Origin of the sequence: Pseudomonas jinjuensis (assembly GCF_900103845.1) — a bacterium.
Taxonomy (GTDB): domain Bacteria; phylum Pseudomonadota; class Gammaproteobacteria; order Pseudomonadales; family Pseudomonadaceae; genus Pseudomonas; species Pseudomonas jinjuensis.
Genome location: NZ_FNIJ01000016.1, coordinates 84,289 through 105,467 on the forward strand (window position 1 = coordinate 84,289; position 21,179 = coordinate 105,467).

Here is a 21,179-nt window from a genome sequence, read left to right on the forward strand (position 1 = left end):
GCGCGCGTGCGGCAAAGCTACCGGAATGGTCGCGGAAGGGCAAACCACGCTCGTCGGCCTACTGGCACTTCGCCTCGCTTCCGGGCATCCTAATCGGGAAGAAATTCGCGCATCTCTCCCCAGGTAGCCGGCTCTTGTCCAAACCCGTTGATCCTCCATCGGCCCACCTGGCCGCAACAGGCAAACTGGCCTCGCGAAGCGCCATCCTGTTGCTCGTTCTGCTGCTTCTCAGCCTGGCCGGCTGGCATCTCCTGGACGAATTCCGCAACCACGAGCGCAACGAGCGCCAACGCACCATGCTGCACGTCGAGCAGCTGGCGCAGAACCTGACCCTGACGCTCAAGCTCAAGGCCCTCGCCGCGCAGACGCTGATCGAACAGCACGGCACCCTGGCCGCCGGCTCGGCCGACCAGCGCGAGGCCCTGCGCGGCCTCTTCCCCTACCTGCACAGCCAGGTCTGGCTGGACGCCAGCGGCCAGCGCCTGCTCGACACCAGCGCCGCGATCATGGACCAGCAGTTCATCACCGCGCTGCGCCAGCGCGCCGCCGGCGAGCCCTACTACTACGCCTTCAGCGAGGACCACGGCGGGCTGCTCTACCTGCTCCTGCGCCCGCGCGACGGCAGCGGCGAGCGGATCATCCGCTTCGACGGCGACGCCGCGCGCCGCGCCTGGACCGAGGACATGCGCACGAATGTCGCCTGGCTGCTCGAAGACCACGACAAGAACAAGGTGCTCAGCCGCTCCAGCGGCCTGCCGGGCACCCCGCTGAGCGCCGCCACGCCGCGCGAGCAGGCGCAGAGCCTGGGCCTGCTGCCGATCCCCAACACCGACTGGCAGCTGCGCCCGCTGCTTGACAGCCACACGCTGTACCAGGCCGTGCTGCCCCGGCTCGCCAGCGAACTGGCGCTCCTGCTGCTGGTCGGCGGTATCGCCGGCGCGGCCCTGTGGCGCCTGTACCGCCGGCAGGACCCCGCCCTGGTGGTGCAACTGGCCCCTCCGGTGCAGCCGCCGGCCGAGGCCATCCGCAGCAGCCAGCAGGCCATGTTCGAGGATGCCGGCGTGGCGCTGTGCGTGGTCGACCTCGCCGAGCTGCGCCACAGCCTGCTCGAACAGGGCCTGCACAACGCCGAGGACCTGGGCGCCTGGCTGGCGGAGAAGCCCGAGCGCCAGGCCTGGATGCTGCGCAAGATCCGCATCCGCGAGATCAACAGCATCGCCCGCCGCCTGCTCGGCGTGCACACGGTCGAGCAGGCCTGGGAACAGATGATCGGCGCCGCGCGCATGCGTCCCGAAGGCGCGCGCAGCAAGGTCATCGCGGCGGTGCTCGGCGGCCACGGGATGATCGAGCTGGAAACCGTCATCCGCACCCCGCAGGGCGAGAAGCGCCATGTCTGGCTGCAGATGCGCATTCCCGAGCAACTGGAAGAACTGCGCGCGGTGACCATCAGCCTGGCGGACATCACCCAGCGCAAGCAGATGGAACTGTCCCTGCTGGAGCGCGAGAAGTTCTGGTCGGACGTGGTCCGCGCGGTGCCGGACACCCTCTACATCCAGGACCTGGCGAGCCGCAAGCTGCTGTTCAGCAACCACCGCCTGGGCGCCAAGCTCGGCTACAGCAGCGCCGACCTGCAGCGCATCGGCGAGAGCAACTGGCACACCCTGGTGCACCCCGACGACCAGGAATACTACTGGCGCATCCGCAACCTGCAGCAGGTGATCGGCGACAACCTGCTGCTCGAATGCCAGCTGCGCTGGCGCCATCACGACGGCAGCTGGCGCTGGCTGAACATCCGCGAACAGGCCTTCGGCCGCGATCCCTCGGGGCGCGTGAGCAAGGTGCTGGGCGTGGTCAAGGACATCACCGCCACGGTGGAATCCCACGACTCGCTGCACGAGAGCAACCGCCGCTACCGCGTGCTGGCGGAAAGCATCAGCGACGTGATCTTCTCCACCGACGCCGAGCTGAACCTCAACTACATCAGCCCTTCGCTGCAGCAGAACCTCGGCTACAGCCCGGAATGGGCGCTGCAGTACGGCTTCCAGCAGATCGTCACCAACCCGTCGCAGCTCGACCGGCTCAACGCCCTGCTCGCCCGCGCCCGCGAGACCATCGGCAATCCGCAGCTGGCGGTGGAACTGCGCGAGTCCAGCGCGCCGCACCTGTTCCACCTCGACTGCCTGCGCGCCGACGGCCGCAAGGTGCCGATCGAGCTGCGCATCGCCCTGATGTGGGACGAACAGGGACGCTTCGAGGGCCTGCTCGGCGTGGCCCGCGACATTTCCCAGCAGCGCCGCGCGGAGCGCGAGATGCGCATGTCGGCGACGGTGTTCGAGCATTCCTCCACGGCGATCATGGTCACCGACCCGGCCGGCTACATCGTCCAGGTCAACAGCGCCTTCTCGCGCCTGACCGGCTATTCGGCGAGCGAGGTGCTGGACCAGCAGACGCGCATGCTCACCGCCGAGAACCAGGGCGGCAACCAGTTCATGCACGTGCTGGACAGCCTGCAGAACAACGGCAACTGGGAGGGGGAAATCCTCCTCAAGCGCCGCGGCGGCGGGCTCTATCCGTCCTGGGTCGGCATCACCGCGGTGTACGACGAGGACGGCGACCTGGTCAGCTTCGTCTGCTTCTTCAGCGACATCAGCGAGCGCAAGGCCAGCGAACGGCGCATCCACCGCCTGGCCTACTACGACGCCCTCACCCACCTGCCCAACCGCACGCTGTTCCAGGACCGCCTGCACACCGCTCTGCTGCACGCCGAGCGGCACGGCCAGTGGGTGGTGCTGATGTTCCTCGACCTCGACCGCTTCAAGCCAATCAACGACTCCCTCGGCCACGCCGCCGGCGACCGCATGCTCAAGGAAGTGGCCGAGCGCCTGACCCGTTGCGTGAGCGACGACGACACCGTGGCGCGCATGGGCGGCGACGAGTTCACCCTGTTGCTGCCGAGCCAGGGCAACCGCGAACAGGCGCTGATGCGGGCGATCCAGGTCGCCGAGCAGATCCTCGCCAGCCTGGCCCGGCCGTTCACCCTGGAAGGCCGCGAGTTCTTCGTCACCGCCAGCATCGGCGTGGCGCTGTCGCCGCAGGACGGCGCCGAGCTGAACAAGCTGATGAAGAACGCCGACACGGCGATGTACCACGCCAAGGAAGTGGGCAAGAACAACTACCAGTTCTACCAGGCGGAAATGAACGCCCGCGCGCTGGAGCGCCTGGAACTGGAAAGCGACCTGCGCCGCGCCATCGAGCAGAACGAGTTCACCCTGCACTACCAGCCGCAGTTCACCGGCGACGGCCGCCGCCTGACCGGCGCCGAGGCGCTGCTGCGCTGGCAGCACCCGCGCCGCGGGCTGATCGCCCCGGCGGAGTTCGTGCCGGTGCTGGAGGAGCTCGGCCTGATCGCCCAGGTCGGCGACTGGCTGCTGCGCGAGGCCTGCCGCCAGCTCAAGGTCTGGCACCGGGAGAAGGTGCGGGTGCCGAAGATCTCGGTGAACCTGTCGGCGCGCCAGTTCGCCGACGGCCAGTTGGGCACGCGCATCGCCCACATCCTCGACGAGACCGGCACGCCGCCGGCCTGCCTGGAGCTGGAGCTGACCGAAAGCATCCTGATGAGCGACGTCTCCCAGGCGATGCAGACCCTCTCCGGGTTGAAGCGCCTCGGCCTGGCGGTGGCGGTGGACGACTTCGGCACCGGCTATTCCTCGCTCAACTACCTCAAGCAGTTCCCCATCGACGTGCTGAAGATCGACCGCAGCTTCGTCGACGGCCTGCCCCACGGCGAACAGGACGCGCAGATCGCCCGCGCCATCATCGCCATGGCCCACAGCCTGAACCTGATGGTGATCGCCGAGGGCGTGGAGAGCCAGGAACAGCTGGACTTCCTCCGCGAACACTCGTGCGACGAGGTGCAGGGCTTCCTCTTCGGCCGGCCGATGCCGGCGGACCAGTTCGCCGCGCTGTACGTCAACCACGCGCTGCTGCTGATCGAATGAAGGCCGCAGGGTCGGCGGCAAACTGAGCGCCGCTTATCCGTCACTTGACCGCCTTTCATATGCCAGCGCGGCGCGCATGGGTTAGAATGCGCGCCTTTTCCTTTGCACCGATCCTTAGAGGACCGCCATGTTCAGCCGTGATTTGACCATTGCCCGCTACGATGCCGAACTCTTCGCCGCGATGGAGCAGGAAGCCCTGCGCCAGGAAGAGCACATCGAGCTGATCGCCTCCGAGAACTACACCAGCCCGGCGGTGATGGAAGCCCAGGGCTCGGTGCTGACCAACAAGTACGCCGAAGGCTATCCGGGCAAGCGCTACTACGGCGGTTGCGAGTACGTCGACGTCGTCGAGCAGCTGGCCATCGACCGCGCCAAGCAGCTGTTCGGCGCCGACTACGCCAACGTCCAGCCGCACGCCGGCTCCCAGGCCAACTCGGCCGTCTACCTGGCCCTGCTCAACGCCGGTGACACCATCCTCGGCATGAGCCTGGCCCACGGCGGTCACCTGACCCACGGCGCCGCCGTCAGCTCCTCCGGCAAGCTGTACCACGCCGTGCAGTACGGCATCGACGACAACGGCCTGATCGACTACGACGAAGTCGAGCGCCTGGCCGTCGAGCACAAGCCGAAGATGATCGTCGCCGGCTTCTCCGCCTACTCCCAGGTTCTGGACTTCGCCCGCTTCCGCGAAATCGCCGACAAGGTCGGTGCCTACCTGTTCGTCGACATGGCCCACGTGGCCGGTCTGGTCGCCGCTGGCGTCTACCCGAACCCGGTTCCGTTCGCCGACGTGGTCACCACCACCACTCATAAGACCCTGCGCGGCCCGCGCGGCGGCCTGATCCTCGCGCGCAAGAACGAGGAGATCGAGAAGAAGCTGAACTCCGCCGTCTTCCCGGGCGCCCAGGGTGGTCCGCTGGAGCACGTGATCGCCGCCAAGGCCGTGTGCTTCAAGGAAGCCCTGCAGCCCGAGTTCAAGGAATACCAGCAGCAGGTGCTGAAGAACGCCCAGACCATGGCCGGCGTGTTCATCGAGCGCGGCTTCGACGTGGTTTCCGGCGGCACCCAGAACCACCTGTTCCTGCTCTCCCTGATCAAGCAGGACATCACCGGCAAGGACGCTGACGCCGCCCTCGGCCGCGCGTTCATCACCGTGAACAAGAACTCGGTACCGAACGACCCGCGCTCCCCGTTCGTCACCTCCGGCCTGCGCATCGGCACCCCGGCCGTCACCACCCGCGGCTTCAAGGAAGCAGAGTGCCGCGAGCTGGCTGGCTGGATCTGCGACATCCTGACCAACATGGGCGACGAGTCCGTGGTGGACAGCGTGCGCGAGAAGGTCAAGGCCATCTGCGCCAGGTTCCCGGTGTACGGCAAGTAAGCCGAACCCCGCGCGATGAAGGAGCCCGGCACATGCCGGGCTTTTTCTTGCGTGCCGGGAGCCCATCCGAGGCCGCATACGCAACCTGTAGGAGCGCGCCATGCGCGCGATTCGCGGGCATGGCCCGCTCCTACAGAATATTCGGCGCTCGATCCGGGCAAAGGGAGACCTTTCCCGGCCATCCGGTCAGAAATTTTCCCGCGCAAACCAAGCTGGTATCATCCGCGGCTTTTTTCCGGCCCAAAGAAAAGCGCGCGCTCCCCTGCGGCCTGTGCTTTGCTTTTTTCGGCCGGACATGAATGGCGCATGAAGCGCCTTGGGGAGCCAGTCATGCTGGAAAAGCTGTTCCAACTGCAGGCGCACAACACCAATGTGCGCACCGAGATCCTCGCGGGGGTCACCACCTTCCTGACCATGGCCTACATCCTGTTCGTCAACCCGAGCATCCTCGGCGCGACCGGCATGGACAAGGGCGCGGTGTTCGTCGCCACCTGCCTGGCGGCGGCGATCGGCTCGGTGATCATGGGCCTGATCGCCAACTACCCGATCGCCCTGGCGCCGGGGATGGGCCTGAACGCCTTCTTCACCTACACCGTGGTGCTGCACATGGGCCACACCTGGCAGGTGGCGCTGGGCGCGGTGTTCCTCTCGGCGTGCATGTTCTTCCTGATCTCGATCTTCCGCATCCGCGAATGGATCATCAACAGCATCCCCCTGGCGCTGCGCTCGGCCATCGCCGCCGGCATCGGCCTGTTCCTCGCGCTGATCGCGCTGAAGGAAGCCATGATCGTGGTGGACAACCCGGCGACCCTGGTCGGCCTCGGCGACCTGAGCAAGCCGGAACCGATCCTCGCGGTGCTCGGCTTCTTCATCATCGTCGGCCTGGAAGCCCGCCGCGTGACCGGCGCGGTGATGATCGGCATCCTCGCCGTGACCTTCGCCGCCATCGGCCTCGGCATCACCCAGTTCGGCGGCGTGATGTCCACCCCGCCGTCGCTGGCGCCGACCTTCCTCCAGCTGGACATCAAGGGCGCGCTGGACATCGGCCTGTTCAGCGTGATCTTCGCCTTCCTCTTCGTCGACCTGTTCGACAACTCCGGCACCCTGATCGGCGTCGCCAAGCGCGCCGGCCTGATGGGCAAGGACGGGCACATGCCGAAGATGGGCCGCGCGCTGATCGCCGACAGTACCGCGGCGATGTTCGGTTCGCTGCTCGGCACCTCGACCACCACCAGCTACATCGAATCCGCCGCGGGCGTCAGCGCCGGCGGGCGTACCGGCCTGACCGCCGTGGTGGTCGCCGTGCTGTTCCTGCTGGCGCTGTTCTTCGCCCCGCTGGCGGGCAACGTGCCGGCCTTCGCCACCGCCCCGGCGCTGTTCTTCGTCGCCGTGCTGATGGCTTCGGGCCTGGCCGAGATCGACTGGGACGACCTCACCGTCGCCGCGCCGGTGGTGGTCACCGCCCTGGCCATGCCGCTGACCTTCTCCATCGCCAACGGCATCGCCTTCGGCTTCATCGCCTGGACCGCCGCCAAGCTGCTGGCCGGCCGCTGGCGCGAGCTGAATCCGGCGCTGGTGATCCTGTCCATCCTGTTCATCATCAAGCTGGGCTGGTTCAACGCTTGAGCAGGCATAATGGGGCGGCCACACCGGCCCGCCCCTTGCGTGCAGGAGCGGTCCATGACCGCGACCCTCTCGACACATTTCGCGGGCATGGCCCGCTCCTACAATTCACCCTGTCGCCCTCGAGTTGCCCATGAGTAGTCCGCGTTTCGATCCCTCCCAGTACGACGCCCAACTGCAAGACAAGGCCGAACGCCTGCGCGCGCTGCTGGCGCCGTTCGGTGCGCCGGAGCCGGAAGTCTTCGACTCGCCACGCGAGCACTACCGCCTGCGCGCCGAATTCCGCCTGTGGCGCGAGGGCGAGGCGCGGCACTACGCGATGTTCGAACAGGGCGACAAGCACACGCCGATCCTGCTCGACGACTTCCCCATCGCCAGCCAGCGCATCAACCAGCTGATGCCGCGCCTGAAGGCCGCCTGGGCCGATCCGGCGCTGGGCCACAAGCTGTTCCAGGTGGAATTCCTCACCACCCTGGCCGGCGACGCGCTGATCACCCTCTGCTACCACCGCCCGCTGGACGATGCCTGGCAGGCCGACGCCGGGAAGGCCGCCGCCGAGCTGGGCGTGAGCCTGGTCGGCCGTTCGCGCGGCAAGCGCATCGTCATCGGCCGCGACTACGTGAACGAGGAACTGGTGGTAGCTGGCCGCAGCTTCCGCTATCGGCAGCCGGAAGGCGCCTTCACCCAGCCCAACGGCGCGGTGTGCCAGAGGATGCTCGGCTGGGCCTACGAATCGCTCGGCCAGCGCGACGACGATCTGCTGGAGCTGTACTGCGGCAACGGCAACTTCACCCTGCCGCTGGCCACCCGCGTGCGCAAGGCGCTGGCCACCGAGATCAGCAAGACCTCGGTGAACGCCGCCCTGGCCAACCTGGCCGACAACGCCGTGGATAACGTGACCCTGGTGCGCCTCTCCGCCGAGGAGCTGACCCAGGCGCTCAACGAGGTGCGGCCGTTCCGTCGCCTGGCCGGGATCGACCTGAAGAGCTACGAGTTCGGCAGCGTCTTCGTCGACCCGCCGCGCGCCGGCATGGACCCGGACACCTGCGAGCTGACCCGCCGCTTCGAGCGCATCCTCTACATCTCCTGCAACCCGGAGACCCTGGCGCAGAACATCGCCCAGCTGCACGACACCCACCGCATCAGCCGCTGCGCGCTGTTCGACCAGTTCCCCTATACCCACCACATGGAAGCGGGCGTTCTGCTGGAGCGCCGTTAGGCCCATCGGCGGATAACGCTGGCGCGTTATGCGCCCTACCCGGATGCCCCACCGGAACCGTAGGAGCGGGCCATGCCCGCGACCCGCCGGCAGTGCCGATGTCGCACGCATGGCGCGCTCCTGCACGAGCAGTTTTCAGCCCCCGCGCTAGCGGCGCACGATCCTGATCGAGTGGGTGAAGTTCGGCTTGCGGGTCACGCTGATCGGCCGGCGGGTGACGGTGTCGATGGTGATGTTCCAGAAGCCGGTGCTGGGCACCACGATCTTCGCCGGGAAGCGGTCGAAGGCGCCGCCGTGGTAGCTGTGCCGCCCGCCATTCTTGAAGCTGCGGAAGTTCGCATCGTTCATCAGGCGGATGTTGCACATGCGCGAGCATTCGATGATCACGAGGTCGCCCTCGTTCAGATGTTCCCGCTGGTGAATGAACTTCATCGCCGACTCCGCAGAATTTTTTACCAACCAAATCAGAACGATAGCACGCCGCGCTATTTCATCCGCAGCCGTTTGGCGAGCTTGTGCAGGTTGCTCGGGTCGAGATCGAGCAGGCGCGCGGCGTTCGCCCAGTTGTTCTCGGAAGCGGCCAGCGCCTGCTGGATCGCCTGGCGCTGGCAGTCGTCGACGCTGTCGCGCAGCGGCCGCAGCCTGCCCTCCGCCGTCTGCACCGGGACCGTCACCGCGCTGGCGGCCGGACTGGCGCCGCTGTCCAGGTCGAGCTGCTCGGGCTCCAGGGTGAGGATCTCGTTGCGGTTGGCGCCGCGGCTGAGCAGCTTGAGCGCCGCGCGGCTGATCACGTGCTCCAGCTCGCGCACGTTGCCCGGCCAGGCATAGCCCAGCAGCGCGCGCTCCGCCGCCGGCGACAGGCGCACGCTGCGCAGGCCCAGGCGGGCGCGGTTGAGTTCGAGGAAATGTCCGGCCAGCAGCAGCACGTCGTTGTCGCGCTCGCGCAGCGGCGGGATCGGCACCGGGTAGACGGACAGGCGATGGTAGAGGTCGGCGCGGAAGTGCCCGTCGCGGATGCTGTCCGGCAGCTTGCGGTTGGTCGCGGCGATGATGCGCACGTCGACGTGGCGCGGCTTGTCCTCGCCGAGGCGCTGGATCTCGCCGTTCTGCAGGGTGCGCAGCAGCTTGGCCTGCAGGCTCAGCGGCAGCTCGCCGACCTCGTCGAGGAACAGCGTGCCGCCGTTGGCCGCCTCGAAGCGCCCGCGGCGATCCGCGGTGGCGCCGGAGAAGGCGCCCTTGATGTGGCCGAACAGCTCGCTTTCGGCCAGCGACTCCGGCAGCGCGGCGCAGTTGACCTGCACCATCGGCTTGTTGCGCCGCCGCGACTTGCGGTGCAGGCGGCGGGCGAAGAGTTCCTTGCCCACGCCGGTCTCGCCGAGCAGCAGCACCGGCAGCTCCGAGTCGGCGACGATGTCCAGCTCGCCGAGCAGCTGATGGATGACCTGGCTGTGGCCGAGGATGTCGCTGTCCTCCTCCGGCAGGCTGACGCCCTGCACGTCGCTGCGCGCCAGGCGCAGGCCGCGGTTCTCCTGCTCCAGGCGGGTCAGCCGCACCGCCGCCTCGACCAGCAGCGCGTAGCTCTGCAGCTCGCGCCGCGCCGCCTCGCCGAAGGTGCCGGCATGCAGCGCGTCGAGGGTCAGCGCGCCCCACAGCTGGCCTTCCACGTAGAGGCTGATGCCCATGCAGTCATGCACCGGCAGCGGCTCGCCGGCGTGGTCCTCGAGCAGGCCGTCATAGGGGTCGGGCAGGCGGCTGTCCGGCTCGAACCAGGTGGGCTCGCGGGAGGCCATGATCGCCGCCAGCCGCGGATGCTGGCCGACCAGGAAGCGCCGGCCGAGCGCCTCGTGCACCAGCCCGGAGGCGGCCACCGGACGCAGGCAGTCGTCCTCCAGGCGCAGCAGCCCTACCGCGCCGCAGTGGAATTGTTCGCGCAGGGCCTGCACCAGGCGCTGCAGGCGGACGGCGCTGGGCAGTTCGGCCGCCAGGTCGGGAAGAACGAAGGCATACATGGTCAAATCAACCCTTAAAGGTTTTTTAAACCCTATCCGCTCAGGGTATTAAATACAACACAAAAATAAAAATCCTTATTTTTCAAATAGATAAAAACGGCACGCGGGCTGCAATAGGAATCCTGACTACTGACCATACAAGGAGCCCACCGTGAACCTGAGCTATCTCGACTGGACCCTCGGCGATCTCGCCTGCTCGATCCCCGGCGCCACCCGCATCTTCCACGGACACCGCCTCGACTTCTGCTGCGGCGGCCAGAAGAGCCTGCGCGACGCCGCGCAGCGCAAGGGCCTCGACGCCGAAGCGATCGCCACCGAACTGGCCGCGCTGCTGGCGCAGGGCAACGGTGAGCAGGACTGGCGCGACGCGCCGAACGAGAAACTGATCGCGCACATCCTCGAGCGCTACCACGAGCGACACCGCGACCAGTTGCCGGAGCTGATCCGCCTCGCTGCCCGCGTCGAGCACGTGCACGGCGACCGCAGCGACTGCCCCCATGGCCTGACCGAGCACCTGCGCGTCATGCAGCAGGAACTGGAAAGCCACATGCTGAAGGAGGAGCAGGTGCTCTTCCCGATGCTGCTCAGCGGCTTCGGCATCCAGGCCGGCGGGCCGATCTCGGTGATGCGCTTCGAACATGACCAGCATGGCGAGGCGCTGGAACACCTGCTCGAACTCACCGACCACATCACCCCGCCGCCCGGCGCCTGCAATACCTGGCAGGCGCTCTACCGCGGACTGGACGAGCTGCGCAACGACCTGATGCAGCACATCCATCTGGAAAACAACATCCTCTTCGTCCAGGCCATGCAGCCGCAGGAGTCGAATCATGGGTGAATACCGCAAATACTGGTGGACCCTGATCCTGGTCCTCGGCGTCACCTTCACCCTGCTCGGCTGGTTCGGCCGCGAGGTCTACCGCCAGGCGCCGCCGATCCCGCAACAGGTGCTCGACGCCAGCGGCCAGGTGCTGTTCACCGAGAGCGACATCCTCGACGGCCAGCAGGCCTGGCAGAGCGTCGGCGGCATGCAGCTCGGCTCGATCTGGGGCCACGGCGCCTACCAGGCGCCGGACTGGAGCGCCGACTGGCTGCACCGCGAACTGACCGCCTGGCTCGACATCGCCGCGCGCGAGGAATTCGGCCCGCACTATGCCGAGCTGGATGAAGCGTCCCAGGCGCAACTGCGCTTCCAGCTGAAGAAGGAGTACCGCGGCAACCAGGTCGACGACAAGGGCCGGCTGCATCTCTCGGCGCGCCGCGTCGAGGCGATGCAACAGACCGCCGCCTACTACGACAAGCTGTTCAGCGCCGATCCGCAATTGCAGTCGAGCCGCGAAAGCTTCGCCATGAAGGAAGACACCCTGCCGGACCCGAAACACCGGGCGCAGCTCAGCGAGTTCTTCTTCTGGACCGCCTGGGTCACCGCCACCGAACGTCCGGGCAGCGACGCGACCTACAGCAACAACTGGCCGCACGAGCCGCTGATCGACAACCACCCGACCGCGGAGAACGTGCTCTGGTCGATCGCCAGCGTGGTCCTGCTGGTCGCCGGCATCGGCCTGCTGGTCTGGGCCTGGGCCTTCCTGCGCAGGCATGACGAGGAGGAACCTCCGGCGCCGGCCCGCGACCCGTTGACCCTGGTCGCCCTGACGCCGTCGCAGAAGGCGCTGGGCAAGTACCTGTTCCTGGTGGTGGCGCTGTTCAGCTTCCAGGTCATGCTCGGCGGCTTCACCGCGCACTACACGGTGGAAGGCCAGAAGTTCTACGGCTTCGACCTGTCGCAGTGGTTCCCCTACTCCCTCGTGCGCACCTGGCACCTGCAGAGCGCGCTGTTCTGGATCGCCACCGGCTTCCTCGCCGCCGGCCTGTTCCTGGCGCCGCTGATCAACGGCGGCAAGGACCCGAAATACCAGAAGCTCGGCGTCGACATCCTGTTCTGGGCGCTGGTCGTGGTGGTGGTCGGTTCGTACGCCGGCAACTACCTGGCGATCGCCCAGGTGATGCCGCCGGAGCTGAACTTCTGGCTCGGCCACCAGGGCTACGAGTATGTCGACCTTGGCCGCCTGTGGCAGATCGGCAAGTTCCTCGGCGTGGCCTTCTGGCTGGTGCTGATGCTGCGCGGCGTGGTTCCCGCCCTGCGCAAGCCGGGCGACAAGAACCTGCTGGCGCTGCTCACCGCCTCTGTCGTGGCCATCGGCCTGTTCTACGGCGCCGGCCTGTTCTACGGCGCGCGTACCCACCTGTCGGTGATGGAGTACTGGCGCTGGTGGGTGGTGCACCTGTGGGTGGAAGGCTTCTTCGAAGTGTTCGCCACCACCGCGCTGGCCTTCATCTTCGTCACCATGGGCCTGGTCGGGAAACGCACCGCTTCGGCAGCCTCCCTCGCTTCCGCCTCGCTGTTCATGCTCGGCGGCGTGCCGGGAACCTTCCACCACCTGTACTTCTCCGGCACCACCACGCCGGTGATGGCGGTGGGCGCCACCTTCAGCGCGCTGGAAGTGGTACCGCTGATCGTGCTCGGCTACGAGGCCTGGGAAAACTGGCGCCTGAAGCAGCGCGCTCCCTGGATGGAACAGGTGAAGTGGCCGCTGATGTGCTTCGTCGCCGTGGCCTTCTGGAACATGTTCGGCGCCGGGGTGTTCGGCTTCATGATCAACCCGCCGGTCTCGCTGTACTACGTGCAGGGCCTGAACACCACGGCAACGCACGCCCACGCGGCGCTGTTCGGGGTCTACGGCTTCCTCGCCCTCGGCTTCACCCTGCTGGTGCTGCGCTACGTGCGGCCTGACGCGGCGTTCAGCGAGCGGCTGATGCGCACCGGCTTCTGGGGCCTGAACGCCGGCCTGGTGCTGATGATCGCCACCAGCCTGCTGCCGATCGGCATCCTGCAGTTCCACGCCAGCGTCAGCCAGGGCATGTGGTACGCCCGCAGCGAAGCCTTCATGCAGCAGGACCTGCTGGAAACCCTGCGCTGGGTACGGACCTTCGGCGACGTGGTATTCATCGTCGCAGCCCTGTCGATCGCGGCGCAGGTGGTGAAGAACCTCCTGCCGCAGCGTGAGACCGCAGGCGAACTGGTGGAGGTGCGGGTCCGCAACGACCGCTGATACCCTGAAGCGATGAAGCCGCGGCGTCCCGGTGGACGCCGCGGCTTTTTCTTTTCATCTGATGGTGGACGTAAAAAACGACGTCCACCCTACGTGGGTTCGGTGTTCCTGCAACGGCATCCACCCCACGATCCCGCGTGGGAATGCATCCACGAAAGCTCCTGCATCCGGCTCCGGAAGAGGCAGAGGCAGCCCCAACGCCGAACCGCTGTAGGAGCGGGCCATGCCCGCGACACGCCGTGCCGAGCCAGGTCGCGGGCAAGGCTCTACAGGCTTATACGCACGGCACAAACCGTAGGGTGGATCACGCTCTATCGATCCACCATTCCCGCGTGCCAACGCCTGGATGGTGGACGTAAAAAGCGACGTCCACCCTACGTATTTCGACCTGCAGGCGCGCCATGCGCGCGATTCGCGGGCATGGCCCGCTCCTACAGGGGTTATCTATCGGTGGACGTTCCCGCGCGCACAAAAAAGCGAGGCCCCTTTCGGGGCCTCGCTTGTCTGGAGCGGGAAGAAAAACTCAGTTCCCCGCCCGCAACCGAATGCCATCCTTCTCGACCACCTGGCCTACCTGGAACTCCCCGTTCGGCGACCGCACGCGGCTCTCGCTGCCGTCCGCCGCCTTCACCACATAGGCGTTCTGGCTCAATCCGCTGGCATCCTGCACGCCCCAGCCGGTCAGCGCGCCGACGCCGGCGCCGAGCAGCGCACCGGCCGGGCCGCCCAGCGCACCGCCAAGCAGAACCCCGATGCCGCCGCCAAAGCCCGCGCCGACCGTGTTGTCCGCCTTCTCGGCGACCACTTCGTCGGCACTCGCTGCCAGACTGGCCAGCACCAGACCTCCCGCAGCCAACAGCCTCGCAACCTTCATGTCTTTCTCCTTTGGCATTGAAACGACATCATGGTCACTACATAAAACGTGCCAAAGGTTATTTCCTTTACTTTCAGTCAGTTACGAAACAAGGCGGTCATTTGGACCGCGAGCCGGCACGGTCAAATGAACCCTCCGAGGTGATAAATACACCCCGTCACAACCCGTCGAAATCCGACTCGCGCGGCTTCTCCGGTTCGGGCGCGATGACCGGCTGCGGTTCGGAGGATTTTTCCAGCCAGTACAGCGCGAGGATCGCCAGCAGCGAGATGACGCCGCGATAGATCACGCCGAACAGCTGCGCATCCGCCGCCATGCCGCCTTCGTTCCAGGCGATCAGCAGGCGCGACAGGGTCAGGGTGAGCTGCACCAGCACCACCAGGATCAGCGCCGGCCGCAGCAACTGGCTGCGACGCAGGGCGAACAGCAGGAACAGCGCCAGGGCGAACTGGTGCCCGCCGTAGAACACCCGCGCATCGCTGACCGAGGCCGGCTCCATCAGCAGCATGCCGCTGAGGTTGGCCATTTCGTAGGGGCGCACCCAGTAGAGCAGGCCGAGGCCGCCCCACACCAGGGCCTGGACCGACAGAACGAGACGGGCGAACAGCATGCGGATTCTCCTTGGGGCCACGCGGGCCGCCTGCCAGCGCCCGCCTCCGGCCTCCTGGCCGCGTCCGGGCATGCCAATAACCCATTACTGACCGGTCGAACCCGCGACAAGTTCGCCCCGATCGCCGAGCGGCGTCACATGCGGAAACAGGCATCGGTTTGGGCACCCCGGCGCGGCGGCGTATGCTCGGCGGATTCCAGCTTCCGGGAGCATCCGCCATGCGCACGTTCGTCCTTCTCACCGCCCTGTTCGCCGGCGCCGTCCAGGCCGCCGAACCGCTGTCCATCGACGTCCACCGCGACGCCAACTGCGGCTGCTGCAAGGACTGGATCAAACACCTGGAGGACAACGGCTTCAGCGTGCGCGACCACGTCGAGCCGAACATGAGCGAGGTGAAGACCCGCCTCGGCGTCCCCTACTCCATGGGCTCCTGTCACACCGGGGTGATCGACGGGAAGTTCGTCGAAGGCCATGTGCCGGCCGCCGACATCCTCAAACTGCGCGAACGCAGCGACCTGGTCGGCGCCGCGGTGCCGGGCATGCCGGTGGGGTCGCCGGGTATGGAGATGGGCAGCCGCCACGATGCCTACCAGGTGGTGGGATTGGGCAAGGGCGGCGAGCGGGTGGTGCTGGCGGACTATCCGGCGCACTGAGTTCCACCCGCCCAGTCCGGGGCCGCCTGCGCGGCCATGGTGGATCGGTGGAACGTGATCCACCCTACGCTCGGCCCCAACGCAGGAATGTCCCGAAACGTAGGGTGGATGGGGCTTTTTCCATCCACCATTCCGGGGGCGCCTGCGTGATCGAGATCGTTGGAGCCTGGCCCGCCCTACCCCTTCGCCGCCGGCAACAAGCCATCGGCGCGGAACATCGCCTTGATCCCGCGCACCGCCTGGCGCAGGCGGTCGCGGTTCTCGATCAGGGCGAAGCGCACGTGGTCGTCGCCGTAGTCGCCGAAGCCGATGCCCGGCGACACGGATACCTTGGCGTCCTGCAGCAGCTTCTTGGCGAACTCCAGCGAGCCCAGGTGCGCATAGGGCTCGGGAATCTTCGCCCAGATGTACATCGATGCCTTGGGATTCTCGACCATCCAGCCCGCCTCATGCAGGCCCTTCACCAGTACGTCGCGGCGCTTCTGGTACTGCTCGGCGATGTCGCGCACGCACTGCTGGTCGCCTTCCAGCGCGGCGATGGCGGCCACCTGCAGCGGGGTGAAGGTGCCGTAGTCGTGGTAGCTCTTGATCCGCGCCAGGGCGCTGACCAGCTCCGGGTTGCCGACCATGAAGCCGATGCGCCAGCCGGCCATGTTGTAGCTCTTCGACAGGGTGAAGAACTCCACGGCGATGTCCTTGGCGCCCGGCACCTGCATGATCGACGGCGCCTTCCAGCCGTCGAAGGTGATGTCGGCGTAGGCCAGGTCGTGCACCACCAGCACGTCGTAGCGCCTGGCGAGTTCGACCACGCGCTCGAAGAAGTCCAGCTCCACGCACTGCGCGGTGGGGTTCGAGGGGAAGCCGAGGATCATCATCTTCGGCTTCGGGATCGACTCGCGGATCGCCCGCTCCAGCTCGTTGAAGAAATCGATGCCCGGCACCAGCGGCACCGAGCGCACCTGGGCGCCGGCGATCACCGCGCCGTAGATGTGGATCGGGTAGCTCGGGTTCGGCACCAGGATGGTGTCGCCATGGTCGAGGGTGGCGAGCATCAGGTGCGCCAGGCCTTCCTTGGAACCGATGGTGACGATGGCTTCGCTTTCCGGATCGATCTCCACGGCGTAGCGGTCGCGATACCAGTGCGAGATGGCCCGGCGCAGGCGCGGAATGCCGCGCGAGGTGGAGTAGCCGTGGGTGTCCTCGCGCTGGGCGACGGTGCAGAGCTTGTCGACGATGTGCTGCGGAGTCGCGCCGTCGGGGTTGCCCATGCTGAGGTCGATGATGTCCTCGCCGCGGCGGCGGGCGGCCATCTTCAGTTCGGCGGTGATGTTGAAAACGTAGGGGGGAAGGCGGTCGATGCGCGCAAAGCGGCGCGCTGAACGTTGTTCAGCCATGCTGTCCTCGATGTAACGTAAGCGCCCGGAACCGTCCGAGCGACGCCGGCCACTGCGGTGGCCTGGAAAGCACCTTGGCTTTCCTGCGGCCGAACATAACGGCTCGGGTAGGCTTGCGTCCAGCCCGGCGTAGGAATTTTCGCCGGACGACCGGGCTGGCGGCGCGGCCGGCTGGGGTCGACACTGATTCAACGTTTCCGAGAGGAGGAGCCGTCATGCTCTGGCAGAAAGGAAGGCGCAGCGACAACGTGGTCGATGCGCGTGGCGAATCCGGCGCCGGCGGCGGGTTCCCCGGAGGCGGCCGGCGCATCGGCGGACGCGGACTGGGCCTCGGCGGCATCGCCATCGTCGTGGTGGTCGGCCTGCTGATGGGCCAGGACCCGATGCAGATCCTCGGCAACATCATCGGCCAGATGGACACCGGCCAGGCGCCCGCGACCACCCCGACCCAGGGCCGCCCGGCCACCGGCGCCGATCCGCAGGTGGACTTCGTGCGCTCGATCCTCGGCGACACCGAGGACACCTGGGGGCAGATCTTCACCGCCAGCAACGCGCAGTACGAACAGCCGAAGCTGATCCTGTTCAACGGCGGGGTGAACTCGGCCTGCGGCTTCGCCTCCTCCGCGGTCGGACCGTTCTATTGCCCCGGCGACCGCCGGGTCTACCTCGATCTCGGCTTCTTCCGCGAGATGGAGCAGAAGTTCTCCGCCGCCGGCGATTTCGCCCAGGCCTACGTGATCGCCCACGAGGTCGGCCACCACGTGCAGAACCTGCTCGGCATCAACGGCAAGATCCAGGCCGCCCGCCAGCGCGGCATGCACATGGAAGGCGCCAATGGCCTGCTGGTGCGCCAGGAGCTGCAGGCCGACTGCTTCGCCGGCGTCTGGGCCAACCACGCCCAGCAGCGCCTGAACTGGCTGGAGCCGGGCGACGTGGAGGAAGCGCTGAACGCCGCCAACGCCATCGGCGACGACACCCTGCAACGCCAGGCGCGCGGCACGGTGATGCCGGACTCCTTCACCCACGGCAGCTCGGCGCAGCGCGTGCGCTGGTTCAAGATGGGCTTCGAGAGCGGCTCGCCGGGCAAGTGCGATACGTTCAGGGCGCAGACGCTGTGAACCGCACGGACTGACCTGGCTCAGGCCGCACGGCCGAGGCTTCGGGTATAGAACATCGGCGCGCGCCGCTCCCGGCGCGCCCGCTATCCCTCGTGGAGCGCCGATGGCCCAGCTCGACCCTCGCACCGCCAGTGAATTCTCCCGGCTTGCCCACACCCGGCAGGTGCCGGCCGGCACCCGCCTGTTCGCCCACGGCGCGGACTGCACGCATTTCGTGCGGCTGCGGGCCGGACGGGTGCGGGTCCAGACCGTCTCGCCCCAGGGCCGCGAAATCGTTCTCTACCGCGTGCATCCGGGCGAAAGCTGCATCATGACCAACGCATGCCTGATGTCCGGCCGCGCCTACGCCGCCGAGGGCATCGCGGAAGCCGACTGCACGCTGGAAGTGCTGGCGCACGGCGACTTCGACCGGCTCATGGAGCAATCCGCGGCCTTTCGGCAGTGGCTGTTCGCCAGTTGCGGCGAGCGCCTGGTGGAGTTGATGCTGCTCTTCGAGAACGTCGCCTTCCAGCGCATCGACATACGCCTGGCCGCGCGCCTGCTGGAGCCCGGCCAGAACAGCCTGGCCCTGACCCACCAGCAGCTGGCCGCCGAGCTGGGCAGCTCCCGCGAGGTCATCAGCCGGCAGCTCAAGGAGTTCGAGCGGCGCGGCTGGGTACGCCTGGGCCGCGCGAGCCTGGAGATACTCCAGGCGCAGGCCCTGCGGGCACTGGCCAGCGCTGTGTGACCAAGTCACTGAAGTGCGGTGCGCTCCCGCCGTACAACTGGCGCTCCATATCCCCGGAGGACAGCCTCATGTTGTGCAGGAACATCCGTACGCCGGAACGTATCGTCCGCATCATTCTCGGCCTGGGGCTGCTCGCCCTGGTCTTCGTCGGCCCGCAGACGCCCTGGGGCTGGCTCGGCCTGGTCCCGCTGGTCACCGGCGCGCTCGGCAGTTGCCCGATCTACCGGCTTTTCGGCCGCAACAGCTGTACCCGCTAGGCGCCACGGGGCAAAGCGCCGGGCCTGTCGCCGGTCGCGCCGGATGCACGTCCTAAAAAGGGCCGCACATGTGCGGCCCAGGCAATACGCCGGCAGAACCGGCGGCGTGGGGTTTCAACCAGCCTTGGCCAACCCGGTCTGGCCGAGGCGCTCGGCGATCTCGCCGAGGATGGCCGGGTCGTCGATGGTCGATGGCGGGGTGTATTCCTCGCCGTCGGCGATCTTGCGCAGCACCGCGCGGAGGATCTTGCCGGAGCGGGTCTTCGGCAGGCGCTTGACCACCACCACGCGCTGGAAGCAGGCCAGCGCGCCGATGCGCTCGCGGACCAGAGCGACCAGTTCGCGCTGCAGCTCTTCCTCGCCGACCTGCACGCTGTCCTTGAGCACCACCAGGCCGAGCGGCACGTGGCCCTTCAGGCTGTCCTGCACGGCGATCACCGCACATTCGGCCACGGCCTCGTGCAGCGCCAGCAGCTCCTCCATCTCGCCGGTGGAGAGGCGGTGGCCGGAGACGTTAATCACGTCGTCGGTGCGGCCCATGATGTAGACGAAGCCTTCCTCGTCGACATAGCCGCCGTCGCCGGTGTGGTAGTAGCCGGGGAAGGTCCGCAGGTAGGACTGCAGGTAGCGCGGATGGTCGTTCCACAGGGTCTGCGCGCAACCGGGCGGCAGCGGCAGGGCGATGGCGATGGAGCCCTGCTGGTTCGGTCCGAGCGGGTGGCCCTCCTCGTCCAGCACCTGCACGTTGTAGCCGGGCACCGGGCGGTTGGTGGAGCCGAAACGCATGGCATGGCCGTCCAGGCCGGTGCAGGGCGCGGTCACCGGCCAGCCGGTCTCGGTCTGCCACCAGTGGTCGTACACCGGCTTGCCGGTCAGCTCCTCCAGCCAGTTCTGGGTGCTGCTGTCGAGCTTCTCGCCGGCGAGGAACAGCTTGCGCAGCGAGCCCAGGTCGTACTTGCGGCACAGCCCGCCGTCCGGGTCTTCCTTGCGGATCGCGCGGAACGCGGTGGGCGCGCAGAACAGGGCATTGACCTTGTGCTCTTCGATCATCCGCCAGTAGCTGCCGGCGTCCGGCGTGCGCACCGGCTTGCCTTCGTAGAACACCGTGGTACAGCCGTTCATCAGCGGTCCGTAGACGATCAGCGAGTGGCCGACCACCCAGCCGACGTCGGAAACGCCCCACCAGACGTCGCCGGCCTGCATGCCGAAGATGTTGCGCAGCGTGTAGTGCAGCGCCACCGCGTGGCCGCCGTTGTCGCGCACGATGCCCTTGGGTTTTCCGGTGGTGCCGGAGGTGTACATGATGTACAGCGGATCGCCGCCGGCCAGCTCCACCGGATCGACCGGCTGCGCATGGGCCACCGTCTCGCGCCAGTCGAGGTCGCGGCCGGCCTGCAGTTCGGCCATCGCCTGCGGGCGCTGCAGCACCATGACATGGGCCGGCTTGTGCTGCGCCAGTTCCAGTGCCTTGTCCACCAGCGGCTTGTATTCGATGACGCGCTCGAACTCCAGGCCGCAGGACGCGGTGAGCACCAGCTTCGGCCTGGCGTCGTCGATGCGCAGCGCCAGCTCGTAGGGCGCGAAGCCGCCGAACACCACCGAGTGCACCGCGCCGATCCGCGCGCAGGCGAGCATCGCCATCGCCGCCTGCGGCACCATCGGCATGTAGATGATCACCCCGTCGCCCTTCTCCACCCCCAGCGCGCGCAGGGCGCCGGCCAGGCGGGCGACCTCGTCGCGCAGCTGCTCGAAGGTGAAGCGCTGCTGGGTGCCGGTCACCGGGGAGTCGTAGATCAGTGCGGTCTGCGCGCCGCGGCCCAGTTCGATCTGGCGGTCGAGGGCGAGGTAGCAGCTGTTCAGCCGGCCATCGGCGAACCAGCGGTGGCTGCCATCCGGCAGCGCTTCGAGGGAGGTCTGCGGGGCGCGGTACCAGGCCACGGATTCGGCCTGTTCGGCCCAGAAGCTGGCTGGGTCCGCGATGGAACGGTCGTAGCACTGCCGGTAATTCATTATCTGACCCTCTGAATTGTTTTTATGGACGGTCGAACAACGAGTATGGACGGGACCTGCGGGTCCACCATCAATCTTTGGTATAAATCCGCCAGCACGGCTGCGAACGGCTGGTCGACTTATATTGCTGGGGCGCCGGACAGGCAGATCATCGGCAGCCTCATGACCAGCAAAGCTATCACCGGGTCGGCCGGGC

Annotated in this window: 16 protein-coding genes; 10 read left to right on the forward strand and 6 right to left on the reverse strand. The window is 67.4% G+C overall.

Features of this window, described 5'->3' with window-relative positions; all coding sequences use genetic code 11:
* Positions 1-134: 134 nt before the first annotated feature.
* From BLR75_RS20895 to trmA, 4 genes are all read left to right on the forward strand, one after another.
* The gene (locus BLR75_RS20895) at positions 135-3,998 is read left to right on the forward strand and encodes a bifunctional diguanylate cyclase/phosphodiesterase (RefSeq protein WP_084313511.1); all 3,864 of its coding nucleotides are present in this window, start codon (positions 135-137) and stop codon (positions 3,996-3,998) included.
* Between the two features lie 127 nt (positions 3,999-4,125).
* Complete coding sequence (glyA, locus tag BLR75_RS20900) at positions 4,126-5,379, forward strand: serine hydroxymethyltransferase (RefSeq protein ID WP_084313509.1); 1,254 nt, start codon at positions 4,126-4,128, stop codon at positions 5,377-5,379.
* A 330-nt stretch (positions 5,380-5,709) separates the two neighbouring features.
* Entirely contained in the window at positions 5,710-7,005 is a 1,296-nt protein-coding gene (locus BLR75_RS20905; RefSeq protein WP_084313508.1) for an NCS2 family permease, read from the forward strand.
* A 130-nt stretch (positions 7,006-7,135) separates the two neighbouring features.
* The gene (gene trmA, locus BLR75_RS20910) at positions 7,136-8,221 is read left to right on the forward strand and encodes a tRNA (uridine(54)-C5)-methyltransferase TrmA (protein WP_084313507.1); all 1,086 of its coding nucleotides are present in this window, start codon (positions 7,136-7,138) and stop codon (positions 8,219-8,221) included.
* 147 nt (positions 8,222-8,368) lie between these two features.
* Here the strand turns inward: trmA and BLR75_RS20915 are convergent, their stop codons facing one another.
* Together BLR75_RS20915 and norR are read right to left on the reverse strand one after the other, a co-directional pair.
* The gene (locus BLR75_RS20915) at positions 8,369-8,653 is read right to left on the reverse strand and encodes a DUF1883 domain-containing protein (RefSeq protein ID WP_084313505.1); all 285 of its coding nucleotides are present in this window, start codon (positions 8,651-8,653) and stop codon (positions 8,369-8,371) included.
* A 53-nt stretch (positions 8,654-8,706) separates the two neighbouring features.
* Positions 8,707-10,230 (reverse strand): nitric oxide reductase transcriptional regulator NorR, encoded by a 1,524-nt coding sequence (norR, locus tag BLR75_RS20920; protein WP_084313503.1) that lies wholly within the window; start codon positions 10,228-10,230, stop codon positions 8,707-8,709.
* 151 nt (positions 10,231-10,381) lie between these two features.
* On the opposite strand from norR, the gene ytfE reads away from it, so the two are divergent.
* Entirely contained in the window at positions 10,382-11,068 is a 687-nt protein-coding gene (gene ytfE / locus BLR75_RS20925; protein WP_084313501.1) for an iron-sulfur cluster repair protein YtfE, read from the forward strand.
* Positions 11,061-13,340: a nitric-oxide reductase large subunit gene (locus BLR75_RS20930; protein WP_084313499.1), complete on the forward strand. Its 2,280-nt coding sequence runs from the start codon at positions 11,061-11,063 to the stop codon at positions 13,338-13,340. Before ytfE ends, BLR75_RS20930 begins: the two co-directional genes overlap by 8 nt.
* A gap of 523 nt (positions 13,341-13,863) precedes the next feature.
* Here BLR75_RS20930 and BLR75_RS20935 read toward each other — a convergent pair.
* Both BLR75_RS20935 and BLR75_RS20940 read right to left on the reverse strand, forming a co-directional pair.
* Positions 13,864-14,214, reverse strand: a complete 351-nt coding sequence (locus tag BLR75_RS20935) for a hypothetical protein (RefSeq protein WP_084313497.1) — start codon at positions 14,212-14,214, stop codon at positions 13,864-13,866.
* A 157-nt stretch (positions 14,215-14,371) separates the two neighbouring features.
* Entirely contained in the window at positions 14,372-14,824 is a 453-nt protein-coding gene (locus BLR75_RS20940; protein WP_084313495.1) for a DUF4345 family protein, read from the reverse strand.
* A 218-nt stretch (positions 14,825-15,042) separates the two neighbouring features.
* Between BLR75_RS20940 and BLR75_RS20945 the strand changes: the two genes are divergently transcribed.
* On the forward strand, positions 15,043-15,477 hold the full coding sequence (locus tag BLR75_RS20945; protein ID WP_084313493.1) for a DUF411 domain-containing protein: 435 nt from the start codon (positions 15,043-15,045) through the stop codon (positions 15,475-15,477).
* A 176-nt stretch (positions 15,478-15,653) separates the two neighbouring features.
* Here BLR75_RS20945 and alaC read toward each other — a convergent pair whose 3' ends face one another.
* Complete coding sequence (gene alaC, locus BLR75_RS20950) at positions 15,654-16,871, reverse strand: alanine transaminase (protein WP_084313491.1); 1,218 nt, start codon at positions 16,869-16,871, stop codon at positions 15,654-15,656.
* Between the two features lie 215 nt (positions 16,872-17,086).
* Here alaC and ypfJ point away from each other — a divergent pair, with 215 nt between their 5' ends.
* The 3 genes from ypfJ to BLR75_RS20965 all read left to right on the forward strand — a co-directional run bounded on the left by ypfJ (position 17,087) and on the right by BLR75_RS20965 (position 18,973).
* Positions 17,087-17,989, forward strand: a complete 903-nt coding sequence (gene ypfJ / locus BLR75_RS20955) for a KPN_02809 family neutral zinc metallopeptidase (protein ID WP_084313489.1) — start codon at positions 17,087-17,089, stop codon at positions 17,987-17,989.
* A gap of 103 nt (positions 17,990-18,092) precedes the next feature.
* On the forward strand, positions 18,093-18,716 hold the full coding sequence (locus tag BLR75_RS20960) for a Crp/Fnr family transcriptional regulator (protein ID WP_084313487.1): 624 nt from the start codon (positions 18,093-18,095) through the stop codon (positions 18,714-18,716).
* A gap of 68 nt (positions 18,717-18,784) precedes the next feature.
* A complete protein-coding gene (locus tag BLR75_RS20965; protein ID WP_174688576.1) occupies positions 18,785-18,973 on the forward strand; it encodes a YgaP family membrane protein in 189 nt (62 codons plus the stop codon).
* A 114-nt stretch (positions 18,974-19,087) separates the two neighbouring features.
* On the opposite strand, the gene BLR75_RS20970 is transcribed toward BLR75_RS20965, so the two are convergent.
* Positions 19,088-20,983: a propionyl-CoA synthetase gene (locus BLR75_RS20970; protein ID WP_084313485.1), complete on the reverse strand. Its 1,896-nt coding sequence runs from the start codon at positions 20,981-20,983 to the stop codon at positions 19,088-19,090.
* Between the last annotated feature and the right edge of the window lie 196 nt (positions 20,984-21,179).